This window comes from Clostridium beijerinckii HUN142 (genome assembly GCF_000621745.1).
GTDB classification, from domain to species: domain Bacteria; phylum Bacillota; class Clostridia; order Clostridiales; family Clostridiaceae; genus Clostridium; species Clostridium beijerinckii_A.
Map to the genome: position 1 here is coordinate 108,330 of NZ_JHXK01000011.1, position 23,603 is coordinate 131,932.

Below are 23,603 nucleotides of genomic sequence, written 5' to 3' on the forward strand. Positions count from 1 at the left end.
CTCTATTTTAATTTAATCAAACAAAAATAGAGTAGCTTTTGCACCACTCTATAAAACTAACTAATTTACTACTCACTGTTTAATCTTAGGAATTCCCTACAATTTTATTATAATCTACACCAGCTTTAATTAAAAGTTGCTTCACTGACTCACTTTTTACATTAAACAAAGTATTTTTACACCCATTAAATGCTCCTTTTCCTATTTTAGTTATACTGTCAGGAAGAACTATTTTTGTTAAGCTAATGCAGTTTTGAAATGCACTATGCTCTATTGTTATAACAGTATTAGGAATTTTTATACTACTTAAGTTTGTACATCCATAAAAAGTACCAATTCCTATATCTATAACTCCATCAGGAATAGTTATACTGCTTAAATTCTTACATCCCTCAAATGCACTACTTCCTATGCTTGTTACAGTGCTAGGTATTTCTATGCTTTTTAAATTTACTCCTCCAGAAAATGCATTCCACCCTATATCTGTCACACCATCTGGAATTGCGTATTTTTCGTCAACTTTCCCAGCAGGATAATTTAACAATTTAGTTCCATCTTTGCTATACAATAATCCATCAACGCTCTTAAAAGTTATATTGTTGCTATCTACAGATATATTTTTTAAGTTTGTGCATCCTGATAATGCATATCCATCTATACTTTTTACGCTGGCAGGAATGTTTATGCTTGTTAAACCTGTACATCCAAAAAGTGCTGATCTTCCTAAGGCTTTTATACTATTTGGAATAGTTATATTTGTTATATTCTTATTTAAATAAAATGCTTTATTCCCTATACCTGTTATTGCAACGTTATCAATTTTATCTGGAATTACAACATTGCTGTCATTACCTACATAAGCCACTATTACACCAGTTTTTTTACAAAAAGCCCATGCGCCTTCAATCGTGACATTTTGAAATTGACCACTACTATTAACTACATGTTCATCCCCAAACTCATTTGGCGTACTACCTAACATATAGCCTCTTATATCAAAATAATATAAACTTCCATCAATTACTCTCCAGCCTGTAGCCCATGAATTTCCTTCTGAATACCACCAACCTGTTTTATTCTGTTTCCATTCTGCACTTGCACTTATTGGATTTAACATTAATACTGAAGCTACTACTAAAGCACTAGCTATTACTTTTGTTAATTTTAATTTTTTCATATTATCCCCCATTCTTTTAAAGTCATAAAATTCCAATTTATTGTATGTTAACATAACTATTAATAATATTCCACAATATTGTTTAGATCTCTATTATTAAAATAATTTATGTAAAGTATTTTGTAAATTCTAATGGCTTATTCTTAACCCCTGACTTTTTCTAAGGGAAGTGAAATTGTCACTGTTGTTCCATTTCCATATTCACTATCAATTTTAAGAATGCCATTATGCATCTCTACAATATTGCTAGAAATGACCAATCCAAGTCCTGCACCAATAGATTTAGGGTCAATTTTATAGAATGACTCCATAACATGCTTTATATCCTCCTTTTTAATTCCAATACCTGTATCGCTAATTTTAATAGAAATAGAGTCTTCGTTAACTGATTGAATAACATAAATTTTACTATTTTTATATGAAAACTTAATTGCGTTATCTAATACATTTAGTATTACTTGCCTTAACCTATCACCATCTGCTTTAATAATTGCTGGATGTGTTTCCAAAATTAATTTAATTTCTTTTTTTTCCGCTTTCTTTTGGAGCTGAAATGTTACTTCACTAATAATTTTTTCTATCTTAACCTCTGATAAAATTAGTTTAATTCTATCTGATTGATATCTTGAAAAATCCAAAAGATTCTCCACTAGACTGATAAGGCGATCTGATTCATCATTAATAATCGCTAAACCAAATCGAAATTCCTCATCAGATAATTCGTCTGGATCTCTCATTGTCTCAATCCACCCCTTAATTCCTGTCAAAGGTGTCCTAAGCTCATGAGAAATTGATGATATAAAATCATTCTTTAAACGATCAGTTTTTAATATTTCATCACCCATGTAGTTAAGTGTTTTCGCTATTTCCCCAAGTTCATTTGGATAAGTATTTTTAATTTTTTCCTTGTATTTCCCCTCTGCTATTTTCTTTGTAAAATTGATAATATCATTTAATGGTTCTACAATTATATTCCCTAAACGCAAGCTCACAAGAAATACAATAACAGCAATAAAAATGCATATTATTCCCCCATAGATCAACAGATTCATAATTAAAGCATTCACTTGTGTTAATGATGTTGTATATCGCAAAATCCCCAACACTTGGCCATCGAAAACAAGAGGAGTATATATCGCCATAATTTTCTGACCTGAATATGAATTTTTCTCAATTTTATACGTAGTTTTCAAATCTAGCACATCAGAATCAACCGAATAAGTTTTATCATCATAAAAACCTGTAGATGATTGAATCACTTTCCCACTTCTCTTCAGTAGTTGTAACTCCGCTCCTTTAAACTGATAAGCTTTGATAATTTTATCGCTAAATTTCATCAAATTACTATTAGTAAAATCAGTTTCTTTTGTGAATATAGAAGGAACTGCCTCTGCTTGGCTTTGAAATGTATTAGCAATTCCCTGATAATAATATTGTCTTATTCCAATTCCAAACCCTATCATTACAAGACTTAATGTAAGTAAACTAATGATCATAAAGTAAGCAATGATCTTTCGCTTCATAGGTTTACTCCTTCCATAAGTACCCATATCCCCAATCCGTACATAAATACTTTGGAGCTGATGGATCATTCTCAATTTTCCTTCGTATACGTCTTATATTTACATCAACAACTTTTACATCACCAACGTAATTTATTCCCCAAACTTCATCCAAAATATCATTTCGTGTAAATACCTTATTCTTATTATTTATTAAAAATTGAAGTAAGCAATATTCTGTTGGAGTTACTTTAATATCTTTTCCAAGGTAAGATACTTTTTTGTTTATTACATTAAGCTCGAATGGTCCCGATTTAATAATTGAACTTTCTTTCTTTATATATACATAATTCAATCTTCGCGCTAAAGAGATAATCCTTGCCTCTAGCTCAACCATACTAAAAGGTTTTAGCAAATAATCGTCCGCTCCTTCTACAAGTCCTTTAACCCTATCTTCCTCCTGAGATCTAGCAGTAAGCATAATTATACCAACAGATTGGTTTATTCTTCTAATTTCCTTACATACCTCAAATCCATCGATACCTGGAAGCATTAAATCTAGCAAAACAATATCAATCTTTTTACTGTTAAAAATAGATAACGCCTCTTCTCCATTCTCAGCTTCTAGAACTTCATACTTTTTCTTTCTTAAGTTTAGACAGATAAAACTTCTAATTGATAGTTCATCCTCAACAACAAGAATTGTTTCCATATTTTCCTCCATTAAAATTCATCTTTAAGTAAATGAAAATTCTCCTTTGAAATAGACTGTTCTTCTTTAATATCCGCATAAAATATAATATCCTTCGTTTCTCCAAGCTTGGTTTTGTTCTCACCATATGAACCTTTATTTATCCATTTTACCTCAAATAAATTTTCTTGGCTTTCATTATCTATAAGTCTAACACCTTGATCAAGTTTCTTAATTGTAACTTTCCCATGCCACTTGGAAGGGATTGTAATATAGAAATGCTGTACACTATCTGTATATCTTTCTTCTACAATTTCATGTGTTCCATCTTCTCTATAATCAGAGTAAATATACATAAAAGGAATTTCCGCCATCGCTGCATCTTCAAAACCTTTAGGAATATACATTCCTCCGACATCTATAATACCATCGTTGTTGATATCTCTGCTATATAATGGATATGCCTTAAATAAAATACCGTCATTTTCATCTCCAATTTTAATAAACCTTCCACTATCGTATGCAACAATTTCAGTTAGCATAGAATGCGCTCCTAGTGCACTATCAATAAATAACGCTTTCTTCCCATCAGCTAATTTTCCACTAACGACATTTTCAATTAAACCCTCAGAGTTTATGTTTATAAATGCACTAGATTTTAACTGCTTGTTTTCATAATTAGACATTTCTACTATTTGCGATTTATTTATTTCTCCATCGAGAATGAGAATATCAGGCTTCTTATTTTCATCGTAATCAGATATATCTATCCATTCGTAAGTACGATTAACTTTATCAACTAATTCTTTTCCATTTACTTCATATATAAATAACTGCTTACTTGGCTCAGAATCTGATATTGAAGCACCTAAAATCACTTCTTTTTTCCCATCTCCATCAAGATCTTCAAGCCTAAAATAATCAAGAATATTAAAATTAGTAGCTATATCAAGCATTTTATTCCATTTTCCATTTTCTTCTTTGAGTATCAATAGATGAACTTGTCTATTTTCTTTCATATCCCTGTATAATACAAAGGCTTCGCTTTTACCATCTTTATCTACATCATCTACAAAAACGCTTTGTTTTTCTTGTGAATTCTTAGGAACCAAGAATTCGCTTCCAGGAAGTAAGATTTCTTTTAGCTCTTTATTAATTTCATTTTCTTTCACATTTGAAAGAATAGGAGCTTGAATTAAACTAGCTGCATTTACAATATTCCCACAACCTGTTAGAATACTCCCTAAAGAAATAATCAGTATTACAACTCTTGCATATTTCCTCATAACTTATATACCCCACTTTTCATTCTGATTATTATTTATTTTCACCTTATTCATGACATATAATTGCTTCATATCCATAATTTTTAGCATTTAGATACAGTATTGCGTTTTTATTGTATTTTTCAGTAAATTCTCTGTGCTTCAATGCTTAACCTACAACTATAATTCTATAATTTTAAAATAGGAAAGCTGTTTTCAATTTACTAAAAATCGTTCTTTAAAATATATACGGCATACGTTTGTTCAGTATTTGTATCATAATTTACAAATAAAAATATATTGTTATACTTAAAATGTGCATCTCCATTTTTATTGCTAACTGGATTTCCAAAGACTTCTTTAAATATACTTATCTTGTCACCAATCTTAGCACCATTTAAATTCAAATCATTTCTCATAGTAAATATTTGCTCTACCTGATTATTATTTTTCTTATCAAACCAAACTCTAATGCCAGCTTTTTCAAATTCTATTCCACCTTCTCCAATGGAACTTGGCTTTTCATTTAATGTACCTACAAGTTTTTCTTTGCTCATACCTAATAGATCTATATATTCTGTAAAATTGTTCTTTTCAGCGTCTGACTTTGAGACAGCTATAGGCTTGTCATTTTTAGTTATCTTAACTGAATCATTTTTCTTTTTTACTTGTAAATCTGTTATTTCTTTATTATCATCATTATTGGAGGATTTATCAATACGGACTACTTCTTCTGATATATTTTCACCTTCTATTTCATCACTATTTTCTGAAACTTTCTCAGCTACTATTCCCTTATTTTCAGCATCTATTTCAGGTGACTTTTTAGCACTGCACCCCACTATGCTTGCAGAACTTATAGTGATAGCACCTATTATAGCTGCTGCAAACAATATTTTAAATCTCTTTTCAACTTTATTTATCATACTTATTCTCCTAACTAATCTTCATTATTTTTTATACATAAGTAAAATTTATTTAATTAATTTACCTATAAATTCGTAATATATATACTTTAATATTTTTTATAACCCACCTAAAGTATAAAAGTTTTCTAAACTAAAAGCGTTACAAAAAAGTTACAGTTTTTTGTTCTTTACTTTAAATGCTAATTTATCTAATGATCTTAAATTCATATTCCTGATCTTTTAAATATTTTATTATACCAGATAATGCTTTCGCTGTTTCTTCTTTTCCATATGTATCATGCATTAATATTACAGCTTTTTCTTTTCCATCCACAGATTTTATAACTTCTTGTTTCAATTGCTCTGCATTTTTGTGCTGCCCTTCAGCATCTTTAGATAGTGAATTCCAATCAATTTCATGATAATCTTTATCGTGTAAAAACTTGTCTAATTTACCTACTCCATCAGAATCTTTAATGTTCCATGTCATACGCCCTCCTGGTAATCTAATTACTCTAGTCGAGAAATCATCACCGAGTATCTTTCTTAAAGATTGATTTGTTTTTTCAATCTCCGACATAAAATTATCTAAATTAACCTTTTTACCTGGATATAAATAATCATAGTTATGAGAATATGTATGATTTGCTATTGCATGCCCTTCAGCAACCTCTCTTTTCACAAGATTCTTAGCATTATTATTATCATCTATAGCTTTTCCTACAAGAAAAAAAGTTGCATGTACGTTCTCTTGCTTAAGTATATCCAATATTTTAGGAGTAACTGTTACTGATGGCCCGTCATCAAAGGTTAAATAAACAACCTTTTTACCATATGATCTATCACATTTTTCTCCTTTTATTTCTTTGCTTAGATAGCTTTCTAAATAAGCAACATCTTCAACTTCAAACTTATTTTTTTGAGTAAAAGAACCATTTGTACTTTCTTTCTTATAACTAGTTCCTAAATCTCTATTTAGGTTATTAGAAATTTCATTTATTTTATTCTCTGAACTTGAATTAATATTATTCAAATCAAATGCTTGCGCTTCTTGTCCATTGTATAATGTTTTTATATCAATTAATGATCTTATAGATACTACAAATAAAACTATAAATATAAATGAGACTATTAGCCTCGCGAGTTTTGTATTCTTATTCCTCATTGTTTTATATCGTCTCTGTTTTCTCATTGACTTCTCCTCCTTAGTTGAAATTAAATACTATTTAATTTTTAACTATACTTGTATGCCGCATAGGAAAATTTAATAGTGTACTTGTATTTATACTATTTAATATGCAACTATATTGGATTCATTATTCCTACACTTATATAACCTATATAAAGCTTAAAAGTTTTCCACACTAAATGAATCAAAAAAAGTTACAATATTATTATGAAACTTTTCATTAAATTCATCCGTTCAATCAATAAATGATTTTATTTCAAAAATATTAATAGATCATAATAAGGCATTTTTTCGTTTTGTAGCATAGAACAAAATCGCAAGCGACTTTGGAGCTGAAGATTTTTTTACGCATCTGCCTTTTCGAACGCATGTGAGAAAAATTTGGCAGGTGAATATGATTTATTTTTTTATTCTTTTATAGTAATTAACCCTAGTAAAATAGACTACTATAAAAGTTATCCACAGATTTAATTGCATTATAATTTCCTAAAGAATAAAAAAAGCCATCCTTTAAGGATAGCTTTTCTTTTAACAGATTTATCTACTTTTTTATAAAACATTTAATTATTAAGAATATTTTCTGTGAATTCATCTAAGTCAACATCTCCATAGATCCCATCAATAACACCTTTATCTGTATATTGATGTCCTGCTCTAGAATTCCATACACTATTTGCTGGTAAGTTAAATGGGCTCTTATAATAATTGGCTTCCCATAATGTATATTTAGATAATCTGCTATCTAAATTATTCTTTATGAAATCTGAATATGTATATATACAAATGTCCATATTACTTAATTTCTTGAATTCATCTATGAACCTTAATGCATAACCCATGACATCAAATCCATCTTGTTCTATATCTAAAGCCGGTTTTAAGTCATTCTGTTTATCTTTTATGCTATTATAAAAATTACGTGCTTGTGTTTCAGGAGAGCTTGTCCCAACTAGAAAGTGATAAAAACCTGTCTTTAATCCTGCATTTTTCGCGCCACTATAACTAATTCCTAAATAATTATCCACATAGGTTGTCCCTTCTGTAGCTTTTATGTATACACATTGGATCCCTGAAGCTTTAACTTTTTTAAAATCTATATCCCCATTGTAATGACTAATATCTATACCTTTTAATAAAGTATCAGTTACAGTACCTGAATTATTATTGCCTGGATTTCCTGATCCTATTTTTTTGCCATCAGAACCAATTTTATAACCATCTATTGTGGAATTTGTAACTAACGCTCCAGATGATTTATCTAAATAATAAGTATCATTTCCAGAATTTATCCATCCTGTTGACATTGCTCCACTAGATTTTAAATAATACCACTTTCCATCAATATTAACCCATCCTTTAGCCATAGCACCAGTATCATATAAATAATACCAAGTTCCATTATCTTTAATCCATCCATTTGCCATACTTCCACTGCTACCATAATAATACCAATTATCTCCTAATTTATACCATCCTTTAGCCATTTCACCACTACTATAAAACATATAAATTTTATCATCTATTTTATTTAGTCCTGTCACCATAGCCCCCGAATTGTTTAAGAAATACCAAACATTGTTCAATTTACTCCAACCAGTAACCATACTGCCTGATTGATCTAAGTAATACCATATACCATTGGTATTAAACCACCCTGTTACCATTCTTCCATCATATTTCAAGTAATACCAGCTTTTATCTGGCTTAATCCACCCAGTTGCCCTTGTGTTATCTGATTTATAGTAATACCAGTATCCACTTTCTTTTCTCCAACCAATAGTTGATGTTATATTAACTTTTATATCATCACTATTACTAATACTTTGAGTACTATATTTAGAAATAACATTTAATTCATTAGGCTTATTTTCAGGTATACCTGGATTAGGAATTTCCTCTGACGACTTGTTAAGAGTGTTACTTGATACTATTGTTGAATCAGCAGTTGCAGCTTGTGCATTTAACGCTTGTCCAAAACTTATACTAATAAAAAAAACTAGTATAAATGAAGTAAGTTTTTTTCTAATATTCACATGGATCAGTCTCCTTTTAATTTTCACTAAATACTTAGTTATTCTTTAATCCGGTTCAATCAACTCATCTAAAATTATACAATTAATGTCATTTTCAATCAATTAATTTACTATGGGTATTGAGGATAATAATGGAAGCAACATTTTTATGTAACTTTCTCATTTCTTCTTTTAGTAAATCATAATTGCAACTATACTAGCTATTTATTATCTAATAGCATAGATAAAATTTACTAGATGAAAAAATTAATAAATCTTACTTATACATCATAGATTTATAATAAGAGTGGAATAAGAAAACTATTATGCTTTTCTATTCTATAAAAATGAATGTATTATACTGGATAATAATTATTATTCATTAATAAAATGTTGCAATTTTCCGAATATTCCAATATAATTAATGTAACATATAGGTAAGGAGTGATGTTAAATGAGAAAAATACTCGTTAAGGCTTTTACTAAGAAAATCATCGAATTTTTGATATATGGTCCAGGGTATAAAGCTCCTGAATATGCATATGTTCGTGTAACTCCTCCATCTTCTAGGAAAGATATTTACGAAGATAATTTGAGGCGATAAAATTATAATTTTAATATATACAACTTGTTAATAGTAAATATTTACGTGTGCATATAAAAAAATAACTAGTAGAATTTAATCTGCTAGTTATTTTCTTTTATTTAATTAATAACTTCTAGTATTTTTCAAAATATAATTAATTTAATATTCCAAGCACTTTTTTATTATATTTTGGCTGTAATTGTTATAAATTTTCCTTTTTAACTTTGAAACAATTTATATTTAGAACAATAAAAATTTTAAAAAAGGTTTATTGTAATATTAAAATGTTTCTTTAAAAATCCAGAATCTTTTTCTTAATCCTTACTAATTTTTATTATTCTTGAAAAGTATTAAAATATTTAGTACTATAAAATTATTATAATGTAACATATTTAATAATAAATCTATATTTATTAAGAGGAGAAGTGGTGTTCGATGGAATTTAATTTAACTGAAGGTACTTCATATATTAAAGAGTTGAAAGTTACAGAAAATGAAACGGCTATAAAAATGGGATCAGGGGATCTAGAAGTCTATGCAACCCCAGCTATGATTGCTCTAATGGAAAATGTATCAAAAAGTTTAGTAATAGAGGAACTTCCAAGTGGCTATACTACAGTAGGCATTGACATGAGTGTTAAACATATTAAAGCATCTCCAATTGGCGCAAATATAAAATGTAAAGCTACCCTTACAAAAGTAGATGGGAAAAAATTATTTTTTGATGTAGAGGCTAGTGATGATCAAGGTACTATCGGAAAAGGTTCTCATATAAGGTATATAGTAAATTCAGAAGATTTTATGAGAAAAACAAAAAATCCATAACTATATTACACGTAAAAAGAATTATAATTAAAAGGACACTCTCCTTTCAACTATAATTCTTTTTTCTTTTAAATCATTTCTTTTTACTTATCTGCTATATCTTAGAAAAGTTGATTGGAAAACATTGTTTCTATTATTTTCTTATTTTAATAAACTTCATAGTCTCCGAATATTTTATGAATATATATGCTCATAATCATCTATTTATTCACAAAACACGCTCAACATACTATATATGTGAACCCATGAACTTCTTGTATTAAATTGATTTTATAAAAAAGCCTATTATTATCATTTAATATAACTTGCTTCAAAATAAATAGTTATATTTTTAATGTAAATTAAGCCTGTATACACTTCAATATCATCTAATAAATTATCAGATTAGAGTATATACAGACTTTTTAATTTAAATTTATACTTTAGCCTTGAATGTTATTGCCAATTTAAGAAAATGCTATCCAAGGTTTTTGAATCTCTTCTTTTAGAGTATTATAGCTATCAATTAAAGTTCTTAGTTGAATCTCTAAATCTTTACTGTTTACAACTAAGGCATCATAATCTGATTTAGTCATCATTCCTAAATCATATTTAAGCTTAGCATCACTAAGTTGCTTATTATTTAACTCTATATTTTTCTTTAATGTAGTAATACTATCTTCTGTAGAAAGAAGATTTGTATAGAATGTTCTTAATTGGTCCTTAAATTTTTTCTTAGTTTCAGTTAAGTTAGTTTCATTTTGATAAACACCCAGTTTTGAATTTAAATAAGTTATACGCTGTGATAACCCCGCTGCATATGCTTGGCTAGCTGCTAAAGCGTTTTGATAATTTTGATAATCAGTTAAGTACTTACTTATATCTGCTGCATCTGAAGTTGAAGTAAACTTTGGTTCTGACGGCACATCAACTTCTGCTTGCTTAGATGGTTCCTTTACTTCATTATCTTTTAGGTAATCTTTATTAAGCTTAATTAATTGTTCAGTATATTTTTCAAAATTATCTATTGCGTTATCTAAGTATCCATCTACAGAACCGTCTATTTTAAATGTATCATATTTAATATCTTGTTCTAGACTATATTGTGACACATCTTTACCAGTTAAAACCTTAAAACTCGCTATAGAATCATTTAATGCATTTTTACTTGCTTTCAATGAATTTTGTAAACTTTCAATCTGAAGTTGAGTATTTGTCAAATCTGTTGCTGTTATAATTCCTAGACCCTTTTTTAGATTTGCATCATTAAGCTGCTTAGTTTTAACTTCTAAATCTTTTGTTGCTTTATCTATTTTCATTTGACTTGTAACAATTCCATTATAAGCTGTAGTAGTTTTTTGTATTAGCTTGTCTTCATCAAAATCTCTTTGTTGCTTAACTTGCTTTAAAGTAGTATCTGCAGTATCACTATCTAAGTCTTTTTTATCGCTATTAGTTTTACCATTATTATCATCAATTTTTTCATTAAGATCATTAATTTTATCTTGATAACTTATTTTTTGCTCATCAAATGCTAATGTATTACTAATGCTAATTGCAGACTTTATAGCTTCATCTAAAGTAATCAATGGCTTTCCGTTTACGATTTGTGAATTTGTTGTAGTGCTTGTACTAACAGCAGTTTGTTGAGTTGAATCTGCCGCAAGTGCCGGTACAATACCACCACTCATAACACTAATCCCTATTGCAAATGCTATTATCTTATTTATATTTTTTCTCATGTATAAATCTCCTCTTCATTTTCATTAATATTTATTTTAATATAAATTCGACTTTTCTTTTTATTTACTAGATTATTTTTCTGTTGTAGCTTTATTTTACTACAATTTTATTGTTTAGTAAATGTAGTCATAATTTAGGATTTACTCCTGAACCTTGTATTTAAACTAATACACTTTATATATAGATCATACTAAAACTTAATTTTAGTATGATCTTATTAAAATTAGTGATTTCTTTGCTATATGCTTATATTTGATTCACTATCAATTGAAGTTGATTTTTTTCTACGAATTTTTTTTGCAAATCTTCTCTTTAATCCGTCAAGTAGTGTATAAACTATTGGAACTACGAATAATGTTAATATTGTTGAAGTGATTAATCCTCCAATTACTGCTTGTGCCATTGGCTTACGCATTTCAGTCCCTGCTCCTGTAGCTATTGCTGTAGGAATCATACCAAATATCATAGCTAAAGTAGTCATAACTATAGGACGTAATCTTACAAGCCCAGCTTGGACTAATGCTTCATTTCGAGGCATTCCCTCCTTAATCCTTTCTTTTGCAGCATCAACCAGTAAGATACCATTTTTAGCAACGAGTCCCATAAGCATTATGATACCTATCATGGCTATCATACTTAATTGACTTCCACCAACAAATAATCCTATTAACGCTCCAATCATTGCAAGTGGTAAAGCAAACATTATAGATATAGGATCAACAAAACTTTCAAATTGAGCTGCCATAACCAAATATAGAAGAAGAACTGATAAAACTGCATTTTGCACTAAACTATCCATACTCTTCTGCATGCTTCCCATTGATCCTCCAACAGATAATGAAACTCCTGGTGGCAGTTCACTTTTTATCTGAGCTAAATATTTATCTTTGAAAGTACCTGTAGCCAAACTTTTTACGTTACAAGAAAGTTCAACTTGTGCCTGTTTATTGTATCTGTGTAATGTTGAAGAAGTTGTTCCAACAACTTTTTTAGTTACTTCTGTTATAGGAACCAGCTTATTATTTGAACCAGAAACATAAATTCCATCTAGATCATTAAGATTTTTACGCTCACCATCTTGTAGCATTACCTTAACATCATATCTATCTTTTCCACCATCATATTTAGTTACAGTCGATCCATTAAATAATGTAGCCAAAGTGCTCGCAACATCTGAACTATTAACGCCTAAATCAGCTGCCTTATCACGATCAACAGTCATCTTAACTTCCGGTGTACCTGAGTTAGTATTAACACCTACATCGCTTGCCTGAGGATCCTTAGCAATCTCTGCTTTCATTTTTTCTGCAAAAGCTTGAACTTTTGCTCTATCACTACCAACAAGGTCATACGTTACATCTTTAGAAGAGCCTCCGCCTCCTCCACCCATAGATGCGGCTGATGCTGTAACCTCCATTCCAGGTAGTGCCTTTAGATCGGTTCCAAGTTTTTGTGCCATATCTCTTGAGCTAATCTTACGCTGTTTCTTATCTACCAATGTAATATTAACTGTTGCTTTGCTATTAGTAACTGTTGAATATAAATATTGAACTTCTGGATTCTTCTTAATAATCTCTTCAATCTGTTTAGTCTCTTGACTTGCAGTATCTAATGTTATGCCAGAATCAAAGTTAGCACTAACAGTTATCTGCCCTTTATCAGTTATAGGTATCAAAGTAAAACCTAATAATGGAATAAGGGCAAGACTTGCTATAAACATAACCGCGCAAACAGCTAAAACTATTAACCTTTTATGAAGAAGATAAGCTAATAAATGTGAATATTTTTCAGCTAATGTATCAAATTTACTATTAAACCCCTTAAAGAACTTACCAACAAATGTTTTACTCTCTCTTCTTTCTGAGTTAAGCATTCTAGAAGACATCATCGGTACAAGGGTAAATGATACAAATAATGAAACCGCCATACTAAAAACAATTGTAAGTGAGAATTCAATGAAGAATTTTCCAATAATTCCCTCTATCATTGCTAAAGGTAAAAATACAGCGATAACCGCTAAAGTTGTTGCAATTACTGCAAATCCGATTTCTGACGTAGCATCTCTAGCTGCTTCAATTGGACGTTTTCCCATATGCAAATGCCGTACAATGTTTTCTATAACAACTATAGAGTCATCAATTAAAAGTCCTACTGCCAGTGATAATGCCATTAGAGACATGGTGTTTAGTGTAAAGTTCATCTCTTTCATACATACAAACGTAGTTATTATAGATATTGGAAGAGATGATGCACTTATAAGTGTACTTTCCCATTCATTTAAGAACAAGAATACAATAACAACTGCTAATATACATCCCTCTATGATAGTATTCATAACATCATCTACTGTATCTCGTATAGATGTTGAATTATCACTAACAATATCAGCGTGCATACCCTTAGGTAGTGAAGCTTTAACTTGTTCTAATGCTGCTTTAGCGTCTTTAGCAACTTCTACCGTATTAGCACCAGATTGCTTAACTATATCAATACCAATTGATGGATTGCCTTGATAATAAGCCTGACTTTTTCTCTCTTCAATCCCATTTTCAACTGTTGCAATATCCCTTATCCTAATTTCTGTGCCATTTTTATTAGATACTAAAATATTCTTAAAATCTTCAACTTTTTTTATTTTACTAGTTGTTGTAATAGATATCTGATTATCCCCATCTGTAATTTTTCCGGTGGATTGATCAATATTATCATTTCTAATACTATTTACCACAGCACTTGATGTAAGGCCGTATTTTAATAATTTATTATTATCTAGCTTTATGTGAATTTCTCTTGTATCCTCACCAGATACATTTATTGCTCCAACACCAGATACTGTATATAACTTTGTTTTTAAAGTATTATCTACAAAGTCTGCCATTTCTTGATTATCACTTGAACCATAAACAGCTATAGATATGATTGATGTTGCTGACATATCAAAATTTGAGACAACTGGATCATTGATATCAGTTGGTAACTGTCCTCGAGCACTTGACATCTTATCTCTAACTTCCTGTGCAGCAACCTTACTATCTTTGCTCAAGTCAAATTCTATAACAGTTTGTGACATTCCAGAGCTTACACTTGAAGTTATATTCTGAACTCCAGAAATTTGTTGTACTGAATCTTCAACTTTTTTTGTTATTTTACTTTCAATTTCTTCCGGTGTTGCCCCGTTTTCTGTAACAACAACTGAAACATATGGTAAATCAGCGTTTGGCATATCATTAAGTGCTAATTTTTTGTAAGATACAAACCCCAATATAGTAAGGACAATCATTATAACTGATATAAATACGGGTCTTTTAATGCTAATATTTGCTATATTCATTTATTATCCCTCCTATTTAGTTGTTGCATCGTCTGCACCGCCATCTTGTTCAGAAGCTGTTTTATCTGAATTATTATCTTCCTTTATAGCCACATCTACTTCACTACCATCTTGAATAGTACTTGTATTTGTGCAAATTACTTGATCACCATCTTTAATACCATCTGTTATTTCAACACTGTTTTGATTTGTTTCTCCAATAGTTACTTTTTGTTTTTTAGCAGTTCCATTATCATTTATGAAAACAGAACAATCACCTTCATTACCAACTAAAGCATTAATTGGAACAGTTAAAACCTGTGTTTTTTTATCACTAATAAGCTGAGCCTTTGCAAATATACCAGGCAGCAATGATTTATCACTATTATCTATTTTTATTTTGCAATTAAATACTCTGGTTGTAGCATCTGCAGCTGAATCTATAGTTTGTACAGTTCCATTATAAGTTTTATCACTTCCATCTACTGTAATTGTTGCAGCTTGACCTATCTGTACTCCTCCTATTTTTTCTTGCGGTACTTGTATTGTTGCATATACAGATGATATATCATTAACCTTTGCAAGAGTTGCTCCCTGAGATGCCATCTGCCCTACATTTAAAACTTTATCGCTTATTACGCCACTTATAGGTGCTTTAATCACTGTGTTAGCTAAATCGCTTTGTGCCTTTTGCAAATTTACCTTTTGTGCCTCTAAACTTGCTTTTGAACTTTCAATGCTTGCTTTTGCTGATTCAATACTTGCTAATCCTGAACTATAATCTGCTTTAGAAGTGTTTAGAGCTTTTTCAGATGACTCAAAATCTGTTTTTGATATAGCACCTCCATCAAAAAGTGTCTTTTGCCTATCATAATTACGCTGTGCATCATCCATAAGAATCTGCAACTTCTGTAACGTTACTTGCGATGAATTTAGCTGCTGCTGTGTTGAATTTAGTTGTTGCTCACTAACTTGCACCTGAGCTTGTGCAGTTTTTATACTATTTTGTATATCTTGGTCATCTAGCGTAGCTATAGTATCACCAGCATTTACATATTGTCCATTTTCAACAGACACATTAACAACCTTTGCTGCTATCTTGCTAGTTATAATTCCTTGCTGATAAGCTTCTAAGGTTGCTTTATATGAATCCCCCAAACTTTTCTCTTCTGATTTCACAACCAGTGCTTCAACAGCTGTTTTACTAGCTGCAACAGCTGTGGTTGCTTGTTTTTTTGCTGTGAATAACTTAGTTTTAGCTACTGCGGCACAACCTATTACAGCTATAACAATTACAGCATATATAACTATTTTTTTTACATTTTTCATGTTTCACACTCCTAATCTGTAAACATATAGTTTATTTTGTTAATTTATATATTATAAAATTAATTTTTCTTTGCGCCAATTCCACCCATAATAAAATTTATCAGCTTTTCATTTTCCTCTTTTCTTTGTTCTACTGAATAATAATTTTCATGACAAGTCCGATGACAATGTAATGTCACCATTCCTCCTATAACATTTGTAGCAAAATCAATGTCCATTCCTGTATCTATTACCTCCCCCTCTTCGATTCCTTGTTTTAAAATATTGTATGTAATGCTTCTCCCATTTCTTTTTATATCTTTTATAAAATCTTCAAGATCACGTTTTGCTTCAGGATTTAATTCTGAAATCTCATTTGTTATATAATAACTTATCCTTCCAGCCCTTTCTATAATAGCATGCTCAGTTAATTCTATAAGCTTTCCTAGCTTTTTAAGAAATGATTCTTCTTGTGATATCTTCTGGTTTGCATTCATAGTGAAATTTCTATGGTCGTACTTTAAAGCTTGTACAAATAAATCATCTTTACTTCTAAAGTATTCATATATTGTACCCTTACCTATCTGTGCCTTGTCCGCAATATCCTGCATATTAGTTCCAGAAAAACCTTTTTTGAAAAATATGTCTATTGCAGCGGCAAGAATTTCATTTTCCTTATTTTTCAATCTTGCCAAGAAAACCACCTCACTTATAAAAATACTGTATTACAATAAATTACTGACTCATTATACTCACATTTTATTTAAATGACCGACCAGACAGTCAATGATTCACATGCAAATAAATCATTGAAATATTTTATATGTACATGAAAATAATACCACACTTTTAATTTTTCTACTTTTATTATACTATAAACATTTTATTATTTATATTTTCCCATTTCCTTATAAGTTTGCTATATTTATCTTTTGTATCCCTGAGATTGCTTGGATTATTATTTATTTATATCTATCATTTGCTACTTATGTTATTTTAATATGGAGTGTATCATAGAATTATTAACTGAATTTAAACTTTTCTATTTATTTCAAATTTAATTGTTACAATAAATATATTATCTATGATTAAATACTTAGATCTTATATATAAACATGATACTTTTAAACATAGACAAAAGATAGTATAATTGGTACAGAAAAGGGAGGTATCCAAATGTTTCATATTTTAATTGTAGAAGACGACAAAGAATTAAGAGAATTATTTTCAACTGTTTTACTTAAAAATGGTTATAAAACTACTGGAGCAAAAGATGGAATCGAAGCGCTTGATGTTTTGGATAAAGAATATATTGATTTAATTATTTCTGATATTATGATGCCAAATATGGATGGTTTTGAACTAATAAAATCTATTCGTGATGCTCAATTTAGCCTACCTATATTAATGATCACTGCTAAGGAAAGCTTTCAGGATAAGCAACGTGGTTTTCTTCTAGGAATTGATGACTACATGGTTAAACCAATTGATGTTAATGAAATGGTATTGAGAGTAGGTGCGTTACTTAGAAGAGCTCAGATTATTAGTGAAAGAAAGCAAAGTGTTGGTGATACCATGCTTGAATATGATTCCCTGTCAGTATATCAAAATGGTGAAGTAACAGTTCTTCCGCAAAAGGAATTTTATATTTTATATAAACTTATTTCTTATCCCAATCGCATATTCACGAGACAAGAACTTATGGATGAATTTTGGGGTCTTGATTCTGAAACTGATATAAGAACAGTAGATGTACATATTAACCGTTTGCGCGATCGCTTTAAAAACAACATAGATTTCGATATTTTAACTGTAAGAGGACTTGGATATAAGGTGGTTAAAAAGTATGAATGATAAACCAAATTTAAAATTAGGATTAGTCTTTTCATTTATTATCTTTTCAATAATGTTTGTATCATCAGTACTTACTGCAATTTTAGCTATATTCTTTCATCCAAATTTCTCTTCAGAAGCTAACAAGTTTCTTTGGCCCATTATAGATTTATCTATAATTAGTATAATAGTTGGAACAACTATCTCAGCTATAATAGGAAAAAAAATATTAGCTCCACTAGTGAAATTTAGTGACGCAATTATAGAGGTTGGAAAAGGTAACTTTAACATCAAATTAGATGAAGATAAATATTATTACGTTGACGAGCTAAAAAAGATGTCTCAGAACTTTAATATTATGGTTGACGAACTAAATAACATAGAAACCTTTCGAAGTGATTTTATCGCTAATGTGTCGCATGAATTCAAAACTCCCCTTGCATCTATTGAAGGTTATACAACTTTGCTACAAGATAACAATCTAAGTAAAGAAGAAAAATCCGAATACACAGATAAAATACTTAATAATACAAAGAGATTATCCAATCTGGTTGGCAATATCCTACAAATTTCAAGATTAGAAAACCAAGGAATAATAGCAGAAAAAAGCAAATTCAAACTAGATGAGCAACTAAGGCAAACTTTATTGATTTTAGAATCAAAATGGTCAAATAAAAATATTGACTTAGATATAGATTTAGAATCAATTACTTTCTATGGAAATGAAGAATTATTAATGCAGGTATGGATAAATATACTTAGTAATGCAATAAAGTTTACGCCCGACAATGGTACTATTAAATGTACATTAAAGCAAAATAACAACTGGATTACAACAAGCATTTCAGATAATGGCATAGGTATGAACAAAGATACACAAAAGCATATTTTTGATAAGTTTTATCAGGGCGACAAATCACATTCTTCTGAAGGCAATGGTTTAGGATTAGCCCTAGTAAAAAGAATTATTGACTTATGTGGTGGGAAAATAGAGGTATATAGTGAATATACAAAGGGATCAACTTTTGTAATTAAGTTACCATGCTAATTCTTACTATTTATAAAAACTCTATAATAAATCTCTATTTCATTATTTTACATCACTTATAACATATTATTAAAAATCTATTCAATACATTATTTAAGCCAGCAACTATATATATTTTTATATTCCACTGCTAGATTTTATCTAATACCTTTGATTTCCATAAGGATTTTATTATAAACAAAAAGGCTATCTTTATGAATCGATAGCCTTAAATTATAACTAATTATTTTTAAGAAGTTTCCCTTATTTCTATAAAGTTAGTCTAATTTTGTTTGACGATTTCTATTCTTTTAACTTTTATCATTGTCATAAAAAGCATTACATACAATTAATACTATGCAAACCAAAATAACTACCGCCAACATATTTATCCCCTTCTAACTAAATATATAATCCTTTATATTATTATATATTAATCACGTACATCTTGTGTCTGTAAACGTTTGTTGTTTTGTGATAAATTTATAGGCCTTTCTATAGTATAATTATAAAGAGTATTGAACAGTATATTAAATACTCTTTATAATTATACAGTAATAACTTATTTCGCAATCACTTATCTATTTATCAAATAATATGCTCTTAATAACTGCAATAGCTTCCCTAATATATGTTGAAGGCACAAAATACCAAGGCATAGTACTAGAATAATTATCAAAATTTTTATATCCATTCTTCTTTGCTAAAATGCTGCTTCTAAAAGCATGAAAGTCTGTCGTTACTATTTTTACTTTAATATCACTTATTGGTTTATTGCTAAACGCTTCAATCTTTTCTTTAGAATATTTTAGATTTTCATTAGTATCTCTTGATCTATCCTCCAATATTATTTTATTTTCCTCTATACCTCTATCTTGTAGGTATTTACTCATAGCCTGTGCCTCTGATGTACTTTCATCTTCACCTTGTCCTCCAGATAAAACGATATATTGAGCTAGGTTTTCTTTCATGCATTTTATTGCAATATCAAGTCTTTCTTGAAGTATTAAATTAGGTATTCTTCCATAATCAAGACCCGCACCAAGTACAATAACATAATCGTCACTATTTTGATTATACTTTGGATAGTTAATTATTAAAACTTCTATAGTTATAAAACAAATAAATATTATGGAAAATAATATCTTTATATATTTAAAAATCTTATAAAAAAATATATTCTCTCTTGCTCTCATTTTTAAAAAGTAGTATCCTAAAATTATAATCACTACAACTATAATTGGAAAACCAAACGCGATCCATAATTCCGATAGCATATATTTAATTTTCATTAAACTCATCCCTCCAGATTATTTATCTACACATAATTTAGTTAATCTTAAACTTCTTATAAATATTATATCTGTAACTGAGAGAGATGAAATACGCTTATATAAATCTTATAAAATATATAATAATATCGTAATATTGTTGTCATATATAATCTTTTATATCTTATAATTATTTTCTTCAATAAATTTATAATTACTTTACGATGAAAATCTTAATATTTTTTTTATTGATAGTTTATAGCATTAATAAATTCATAAAAAATAGCCCTAGATTCTACTAAAGCTATTCGTTCATGAATTTTATAAACTTTTCCTTTTTCATAAAAATTGATGCATATATGCTTGAAACTGCAAAAAATATATTAATTATTGGTACAATACTAATAACAAGTATAGTTATAAATAGGCCTCTTTTTTCCTTGTTGCCAAAAATATTAATATTATTTTTGTTCACAATAAGCCTAGATAAGAGCAATATTAATGATAAAAAACTTAGCTTTATTGATATAGTATACAAATATAACATATTATTCAACTCCTTTGAGTATATATCTTTATCTCTTTTACATTTTATACCATATTGTAAAGTAATTCCATATAAATTTTTTATCCTCTATCTCTTTTTATTTTCATTATTTTTGATAATCTCATCTATGCTTATAATTTCTCTTATTCTCTTTTATTTTTTCAGAACAAAAGTAGCCGCAACAGGCTCATTCTTGATCACATTTTTACAATCCAACTTCATTTCAATCATTAATATAACTAGCTTTAAAAATCCAAAATTTTATATTTTCCTAAACGATAAAAAAGCTAGTAGAACACATAAGCCTTAGCCATGTTCTACTAGCCTTCATCTTAGGATGGATGGTAATTGAATAACGAAATTAAAACATTAAGTATCTATTTCTAGAGACTTTGTTCGTAACTCTCTATCATTCTCTTAACCATTTCTCCGCCAACGCTACCATTTTGTCTTGAAGAAAGGTTTCCTTTGTCAATGTTTTCATAGTCATTTAACCCAATTTCTGAAGCTACCTCAGTTTTTAGTCTGTTTAAACCTGTCTTTGCCTCTGGAACTAAAGTTTTATTTCTTGAAGCCATATCAATCTACCTCCCTTAATCTATGATTTTGTTTGGCATTAATATCTTAACCTCTCTCACAAATTTTAATCTATGAAAATACTTGTAAAAAAGGTGTTAAGATCTTCTTTTGAATTAATTTACAATAATATAAATAAGAATTTTTATAATACTCAATATTATTTCTGCAGGAATTATTTCGGTTTACTCTAAATAAATTCTAATTTAATCACTTCTTTAAACATATACACATATCATTAGTTTTTCATAAGTTTCCTTAAGTTAAATTCAACAATAATTTCTTAAGTATATTTTACTATAAATTTATAAAACTAATACTGATATGGAGGTGTTAAATTATGAGTAGAAGACCCTTAGTTCCAGAAGCTAAAGCAAAACTAGATAAGTTAAAAATAGAATTTGAAAATGAGCTTGGCGTTGAACTTAATGATAATTATAAAGGAAATAAGTCATCCAGGTTAAATGGACGTGTAGGTGGACCTATTGGAGGATTGATGACAAAGAAAATGATAGAGGAATACGAAAAAAATTTAATCGACAAGTAATCTCCTTTTCAAAACCATAAATGACTAGTTACTAAAATCATGTAACTAGTCAAAATAGCATATCTATATTCTTTTTCATTTAAGTTTGTATTACTACTTATATAAATTCCTCAATTCTTCTATTTGAGTTCATATTTTAATGCAATATTATATATACACTAAACTTGACAATTATAATAATATTAACCTTACGCATATTAGTGTAGAAAATTATTCAGTGACTACTACATCAAATGAAGTCTTGGTCCCATTAACATTTATTGTAATAGTAGTTTTTCCTGCTTTGTATGCAATAACTGTTGGATGAACATCTTTAAAAAATCCATCTTCTAAGCTTAAATTTATTCCTGAAACTGCAACACTATCATCCTCACTTTTAGACATTGCTATTAAATTAGGAAATGATGAACTTTTATCGTCTACGCTACTCACTTTTATCATCCCTAAATCTACAGCTTGATTAGTTCTACAATATAAAGTATTTCCATTAATAGTTGCCTTAGGTTTGGTATTGTCTAATTTGTAACCTGTTCCATCTTCAATTCTTACTCCATCCTTTTCTTGTTCATCTGAATTGACATCAATTATAGTAAGCATATTACTATAATCTAATTTAACTTCATAGTTCTCTGTAGTTGATTTAGTAGTCAGTGCATATTCTGGACATAAATTATAATTTTTATCACTAAGACATTCTATAACTCTACCATCATCTCCCAGGCTATATTTTCTGCCACTTTCTGACGTATATTCATCTTCTTGCAACACACCATTTTCATCAAAAATATATATATTACCATCTATATTCCATACACCTTTTAAATAATAGCTATCTTGAACTTTAAAATACGTATTTCCATTTTCCTCAAACAAACTAAAGTCTGGGGTTGTACTTATTTTTTCCTCTGAAGGGGTCCTACTAATGTTCATATTAACATTTCTCTTAGGAAGAGCATTATTTATCCATTTCCCACTACTATCAAGCTCATACTCTTTACCTTTAATTAATGTTTTACCAGATGCCATAGCGCCATTATCCTGTAAATAATACCACCAAACCTTATCTAAAATCCATCCAGTCTTCATATAACCATCATTGCCAAAATAGTACCATGATCTATTTATTTGTTTCCAGCCAATACTATAAGATTTCCCTTCGTCATACCACCAACCGGTATTATTATGTTTCCACTCTGCTGAAGCCCCCTTGGGCATTACAGAAACTATGGATGCTACAATAAGTAAACTGCAAATTATTTTTTTAGTCATTTATTTCCCCCCTCATTTACAAATCTTATCAGTTATAT

General features: G+C 29.2%; 20 protein-coding genes. 5 read left to right on the top strand and 15 right to left on the bottom strand.

Translation table 11 applies throughout. The features are described 5' to 3' along the window. Positions 1–85 precede the first annotated feature (85 nt). From T483_RS0106075 to T483_RS0106105, 7 genes are all read right to left on the bottom strand, one after another. A complete protein-coding gene (locus tag T483_RS0106075; protein ID WP_026886040.1) occupies positions 86–1,177 on the bottom strand; it encodes a leucine-rich repeat domain-containing protein in 1,092 nt (363 codons plus the stop codon). Positions 1,178–1,320: 143 nt separating this feature from the next. After that, positions 1,321–2,700, bottom strand: coding sequence for a sensor histidine kinase (locus T483_RS0106080; protein ID WP_026886041.1), 1,380 nt, complete (start codon positions 2,698–2,700; stop codon positions 1,321–1,323). A 4-nt stretch (positions 2,701–2,704) separates the two neighbouring features. Then, entirely contained in the window at positions 2,705–3,391 is a 687-nt protein-coding gene (locus tag T483_RS0106085; RefSeq protein WP_026886042.1) for a response regulator transcription factor, read from the bottom strand. Between the two features lie 11 nt (positions 3,392–3,402). Continuing rightward, a complete protein-coding gene (locus T483_RS0106090) occupies positions 3,403–4,656 on the bottom strand; it encodes a hypothetical protein (protein WP_026886043.1) in 1,254 nt (417 codons plus the stop codon). Between the two features lie 203 nt (positions 4,657–4,859). Then, the gene (locus T483_RS0106095; protein WP_026886044.1) at positions 4,860–5,561 is read right to left on the bottom strand and encodes a hypothetical protein; all 702 of its coding nucleotides are present in this window, start codon (positions 5,559–5,561) and stop codon (positions 4,860–4,862) included. A 187-nt stretch (positions 5,562–5,748) separates the two neighbouring features. Continuing rightward, positions 5,749–6,735, bottom strand: coding sequence for a polysaccharide deacetylase family protein (locus T483_RS0106100; protein WP_026886045.1), 987 nt, complete (start codon positions 6,733–6,735; stop codon positions 5,749–5,751). 557 nt (positions 6,736–7,292) lie between these two features. Next, entirely contained in the window at positions 7,293–8,765 is a 1,473-nt protein-coding gene (locus T483_RS0106105; protein WP_026886046.1) for a GH25 family lysozyme, read from the bottom strand. Positions 8,766–9,198: 433 nt separating this feature from the next. Here T483_RS0106105 and T483_RS31525 point away from each other — a divergent pair, with 433 nt between their 5' ends. Together T483_RS31525 and T483_RS0106115 are read left to right on the top strand one after the other, a co-directional pair. Further along, the gene (locus T483_RS31525; RefSeq protein ID WP_196244852.1) at positions 9,199–9,348 is read left to right on the top strand and encodes a hypothetical protein; all 150 of its coding nucleotides are present in this window, start codon (positions 9,199–9,201) and stop codon (positions 9,346–9,348) included. A 417-nt stretch (positions 9,349–9,765) separates the two neighbouring features. After that, on the top strand, positions 9,766–10,155 hold the full coding sequence (locus tag T483_RS0106115; protein ID WP_026886047.1) for a thioesterase family protein: 390 nt from the start codon (positions 9,766–9,768) through the stop codon (positions 10,153–10,155). 446 nt (positions 10,156–10,601) lie between these two features. On the opposite strand, the gene T483_RS0106120 is transcribed toward T483_RS0106115, so the two are convergent. The 4 genes from T483_RS0106120 to T483_RS0106135 all read right to left on the bottom strand — a co-directional run bounded on the left by T483_RS0106120 (position 10,602) and on the right by T483_RS0106135 (position 17,190). Then, complete coding sequence (locus T483_RS0106120; protein WP_026886048.1) at positions 10,602–11,876, bottom strand: TolC family protein; 1,275 nt, start codon at positions 11,874–11,876, stop codon at positions 10,602–10,604. Between the two features lie 239 nt (positions 11,877–12,115). Then, entirely contained in the window at positions 12,116–15,208 is a 3,093-nt protein-coding gene (locus tag T483_RS0106125; RefSeq protein ID WP_026886049.1) for an efflux RND transporter permease subunit, read from the bottom strand. Between the two features lie 12 nt (positions 15,209–15,220). Then, the gene (locus T483_RS0106130; RefSeq protein WP_026886050.1) at positions 15,221–16,516 is read right to left on the bottom strand and encodes an efflux RND transporter periplasmic adaptor subunit; all 1,296 of its coding nucleotides are present in this window, start codon (positions 16,514–16,516) and stop codon (positions 15,221–15,223) included. A gap of 59 nt (positions 16,517–16,575) precedes the next feature. After that, positions 16,576–17,190 (bottom strand): TetR/AcrR family transcriptional regulator, encoded by a 615-nt coding sequence (locus T483_RS0106135; protein ID WP_026886051.1) that lies wholly within the window; start codon positions 17,188–17,190, stop codon positions 16,576–16,578. A gap of 481 nt (positions 17,191–17,671) precedes the next feature. Here T483_RS0106135 and T483_RS0106140 point away from each other — a divergent pair, with 481 nt between their 5' ends. Both T483_RS0106140 and T483_RS0106145 read left to right on the top strand, forming a co-directional pair. After that, entirely contained in the window at positions 17,672–18,349 is a 678-nt protein-coding gene (locus T483_RS0106140; protein ID WP_026886052.1) for a response regulator transcription factor, read from the top strand. Continuing rightward, entirely contained in the window at positions 18,342–19,376 is a 1,035-nt protein-coding gene (locus T483_RS0106145; RefSeq protein ID WP_026886053.1) for a HAMP domain-containing sensor histidine kinase, read from the top strand. The genes T483_RS0106140 and T483_RS0106145 overlap by 8 nt, the downstream gene beginning before the upstream one ends. Positions 19,377–19,936: 560 nt before the next feature. Here T483_RS0106145 and T483_RS0106150 read toward each other — a convergent pair. The 3 genes from T483_RS0106150 to T483_RS0106160 all read right to left on the bottom strand — a co-directional run bounded on the left by T483_RS0106150 (position 19,937) and on the right by T483_RS0106160 (position 21,751). After that, entirely contained in the window at positions 19,937–20,647 is a 711-nt protein-coding gene (locus T483_RS0106150) for a YdcF family protein (RefSeq protein ID WP_051560300.1), read from the bottom strand. Positions 20,648–20,930: 283 nt separating this feature from the next. Next, positions 20,931–21,173: a hypothetical protein gene (locus tag T483_RS0106155; RefSeq protein WP_026886055.1), complete on the bottom strand. Its 243-nt coding sequence runs from the start codon at positions 21,171–21,173 to the stop codon at positions 20,931–20,933. Positions 21,174–21,556: 383 nt separating this feature from the next. Beyond that, positions 21,557–21,751, bottom strand: a complete 195-nt coding sequence (locus T483_RS0106160; protein WP_026886056.1) for an alpha/beta-type small acid-soluble spore protein — start codon at positions 21,749–21,751, stop codon at positions 21,557–21,559. 338 nt (positions 21,752–22,089) lie between these two features. Here T483_RS0106160 and T483_RS0106165 point away from each other — a divergent pair, with 338 nt between their 5' ends. Continuing rightward, complete coding sequence (locus T483_RS0106165) at positions 22,090–22,296, top strand: alpha/beta-type small acid-soluble spore protein (RefSeq protein ID WP_026886057.1); 207 nt, start codon at positions 22,090–22,092, stop codon at positions 22,294–22,296. A gap of 210 nt (positions 22,297–22,506) precedes the next feature. Here the strand turns inward: T483_RS0106165 and T483_RS0106170 are convergent, their stop codons facing one another. Next, positions 22,507–23,565: a cell wall-binding protein gene (locus T483_RS0106170; protein ID WP_026886058.1), complete on the bottom strand. Its 1,059-nt coding sequence runs from the start codon at positions 23,563–23,565 to the stop codon at positions 22,507–22,509. Between the last annotated feature and the right edge of the window lie 38 nt (positions 23,566–23,603).

What these genes read in the sequence shown, in the direction of transcription:
- T483_RS0106100 (WP_026886045.1), bottom strand. Translation starts at nt 6,735, where the DNA reads ATGAGAAAACAGAGACGATATAAAACAATGAGGAATAAGAATACAAAA.
- T483_RS0106155 (WP_026886055.1), bottom strand. Translation starts at nt 21,173, where the DNA reads ATGTTATATTTGTATACTATATCAATAAAGCTAAGTTTTTTATCATTA.
- T483_RS31525 (WP_196244852.1), top strand. Translation starts at nt 9,199, where the DNA reads ATGAGAAAAATACTCGTTAAGGCTTTTACTAAGAAAATCATCGAATTT.
- T483_RS0106080 (WP_026886041.1), bottom strand. Translation starts at nt 2,700, where the DNA reads ATGAAGCGAAAGATCATTGCTTACTTTATGATCATTAGTTTACTTACA.
- T483_RS0106090 (WP_026886043.1), bottom strand. Translation starts at nt 4,656, where the DNA reads ATGAGGAAATATGCAAGAGTTGTAATACTGATTATTTCTTTAGGGAGT.
- T483_RS0106150 (WP_051560300.1), bottom strand. Translation starts at nt 20,647, where the DNA reads ATGAAAATTAAATATATGCTATCGGAATTATGGATCGCGTTTGGTTTT.
- T483_RS0106170 (WP_026886058.1), bottom strand. Translation starts at nt 23,565, where the DNA reads ATGACTAAAAAAATAATTTGCAGTTTACTTATTGTAGCATCCATAGTT.
- T483_RS0106115 (WP_026886047.1), top strand. Translation starts at nt 9,766, where the DNA reads ATGGAATTTAATTTAACTGAAGGTACTTCATATATTAAAGAGTTGAAA.
- T483_RS0106145 (WP_026886053.1), top strand. Translation starts at nt 18,342, where the DNA reads ATGAATGATAAACCAAATTTAAAATTAGGATTAGTCTTTTCATTTATT.
- T483_RS0106125 (WP_026886049.1), bottom strand. Translation starts at nt 15,208, where the DNA reads ATGAATATAGCAAATATTAGCATTAAAAGACCCGTATTTATATCAGTT.
- T483_RS0106165 (WP_026886057.1), top strand. Translation starts at nt 22,090, where the DNA reads ATGAGTAGAAGACCCTTAGTTCCAGAAGCTAAAGCAAAACTAGATAAG.
- T483_RS0106085 (WP_026886042.1), bottom strand. Translation starts at nt 3,391, where the DNA reads ATGGAAACAATTCTTGTTGTTGAGGATGAACTATCAATTAGAAGTTTT.
- T483_RS0106095 (WP_026886044.1), bottom strand. Translation starts at nt 5,561, where the DNA reads ATGATAAATAAAGTTGAAAAGAGATTTAAAATATTGTTTGCAGCAGCT.
- T483_RS0106130 (WP_026886050.1), bottom strand. Translation starts at nt 16,516, where the DNA reads ATGAAAAATGTAAAAAAAATAGTTATATATGCTGTAATTGTTATAGCT.
- T483_RS0106140 (WP_026886052.1), top strand. Translation starts at nt 17,672, where the DNA reads ATGTTTCATATTTTAATTGTAGAAGACGACAAAGAATTAAGAGAATTA.
- T483_RS0106120 (WP_026886048.1), bottom strand. Translation starts at nt 11,876, where the DNA reads ATGAGAAAAAATATAAATAAGATAATAGCATTTGCAATAGGGATTAGT.
- T483_RS0106160 (WP_026886056.1), bottom strand. Translation starts at nt 21,751, where the DNA reads ATGGCTTCAAGAAATAAAACTTTAGTTCCAGAGGCAAAGACAGGTTTA.
- T483_RS0106075 (WP_026886040.1), bottom strand. Translation starts at nt 1,177, where the DNA reads ATGAAAAAATTAAAATTAACAAAAGTAATAGCTAGTGCTTTAGTAGTA.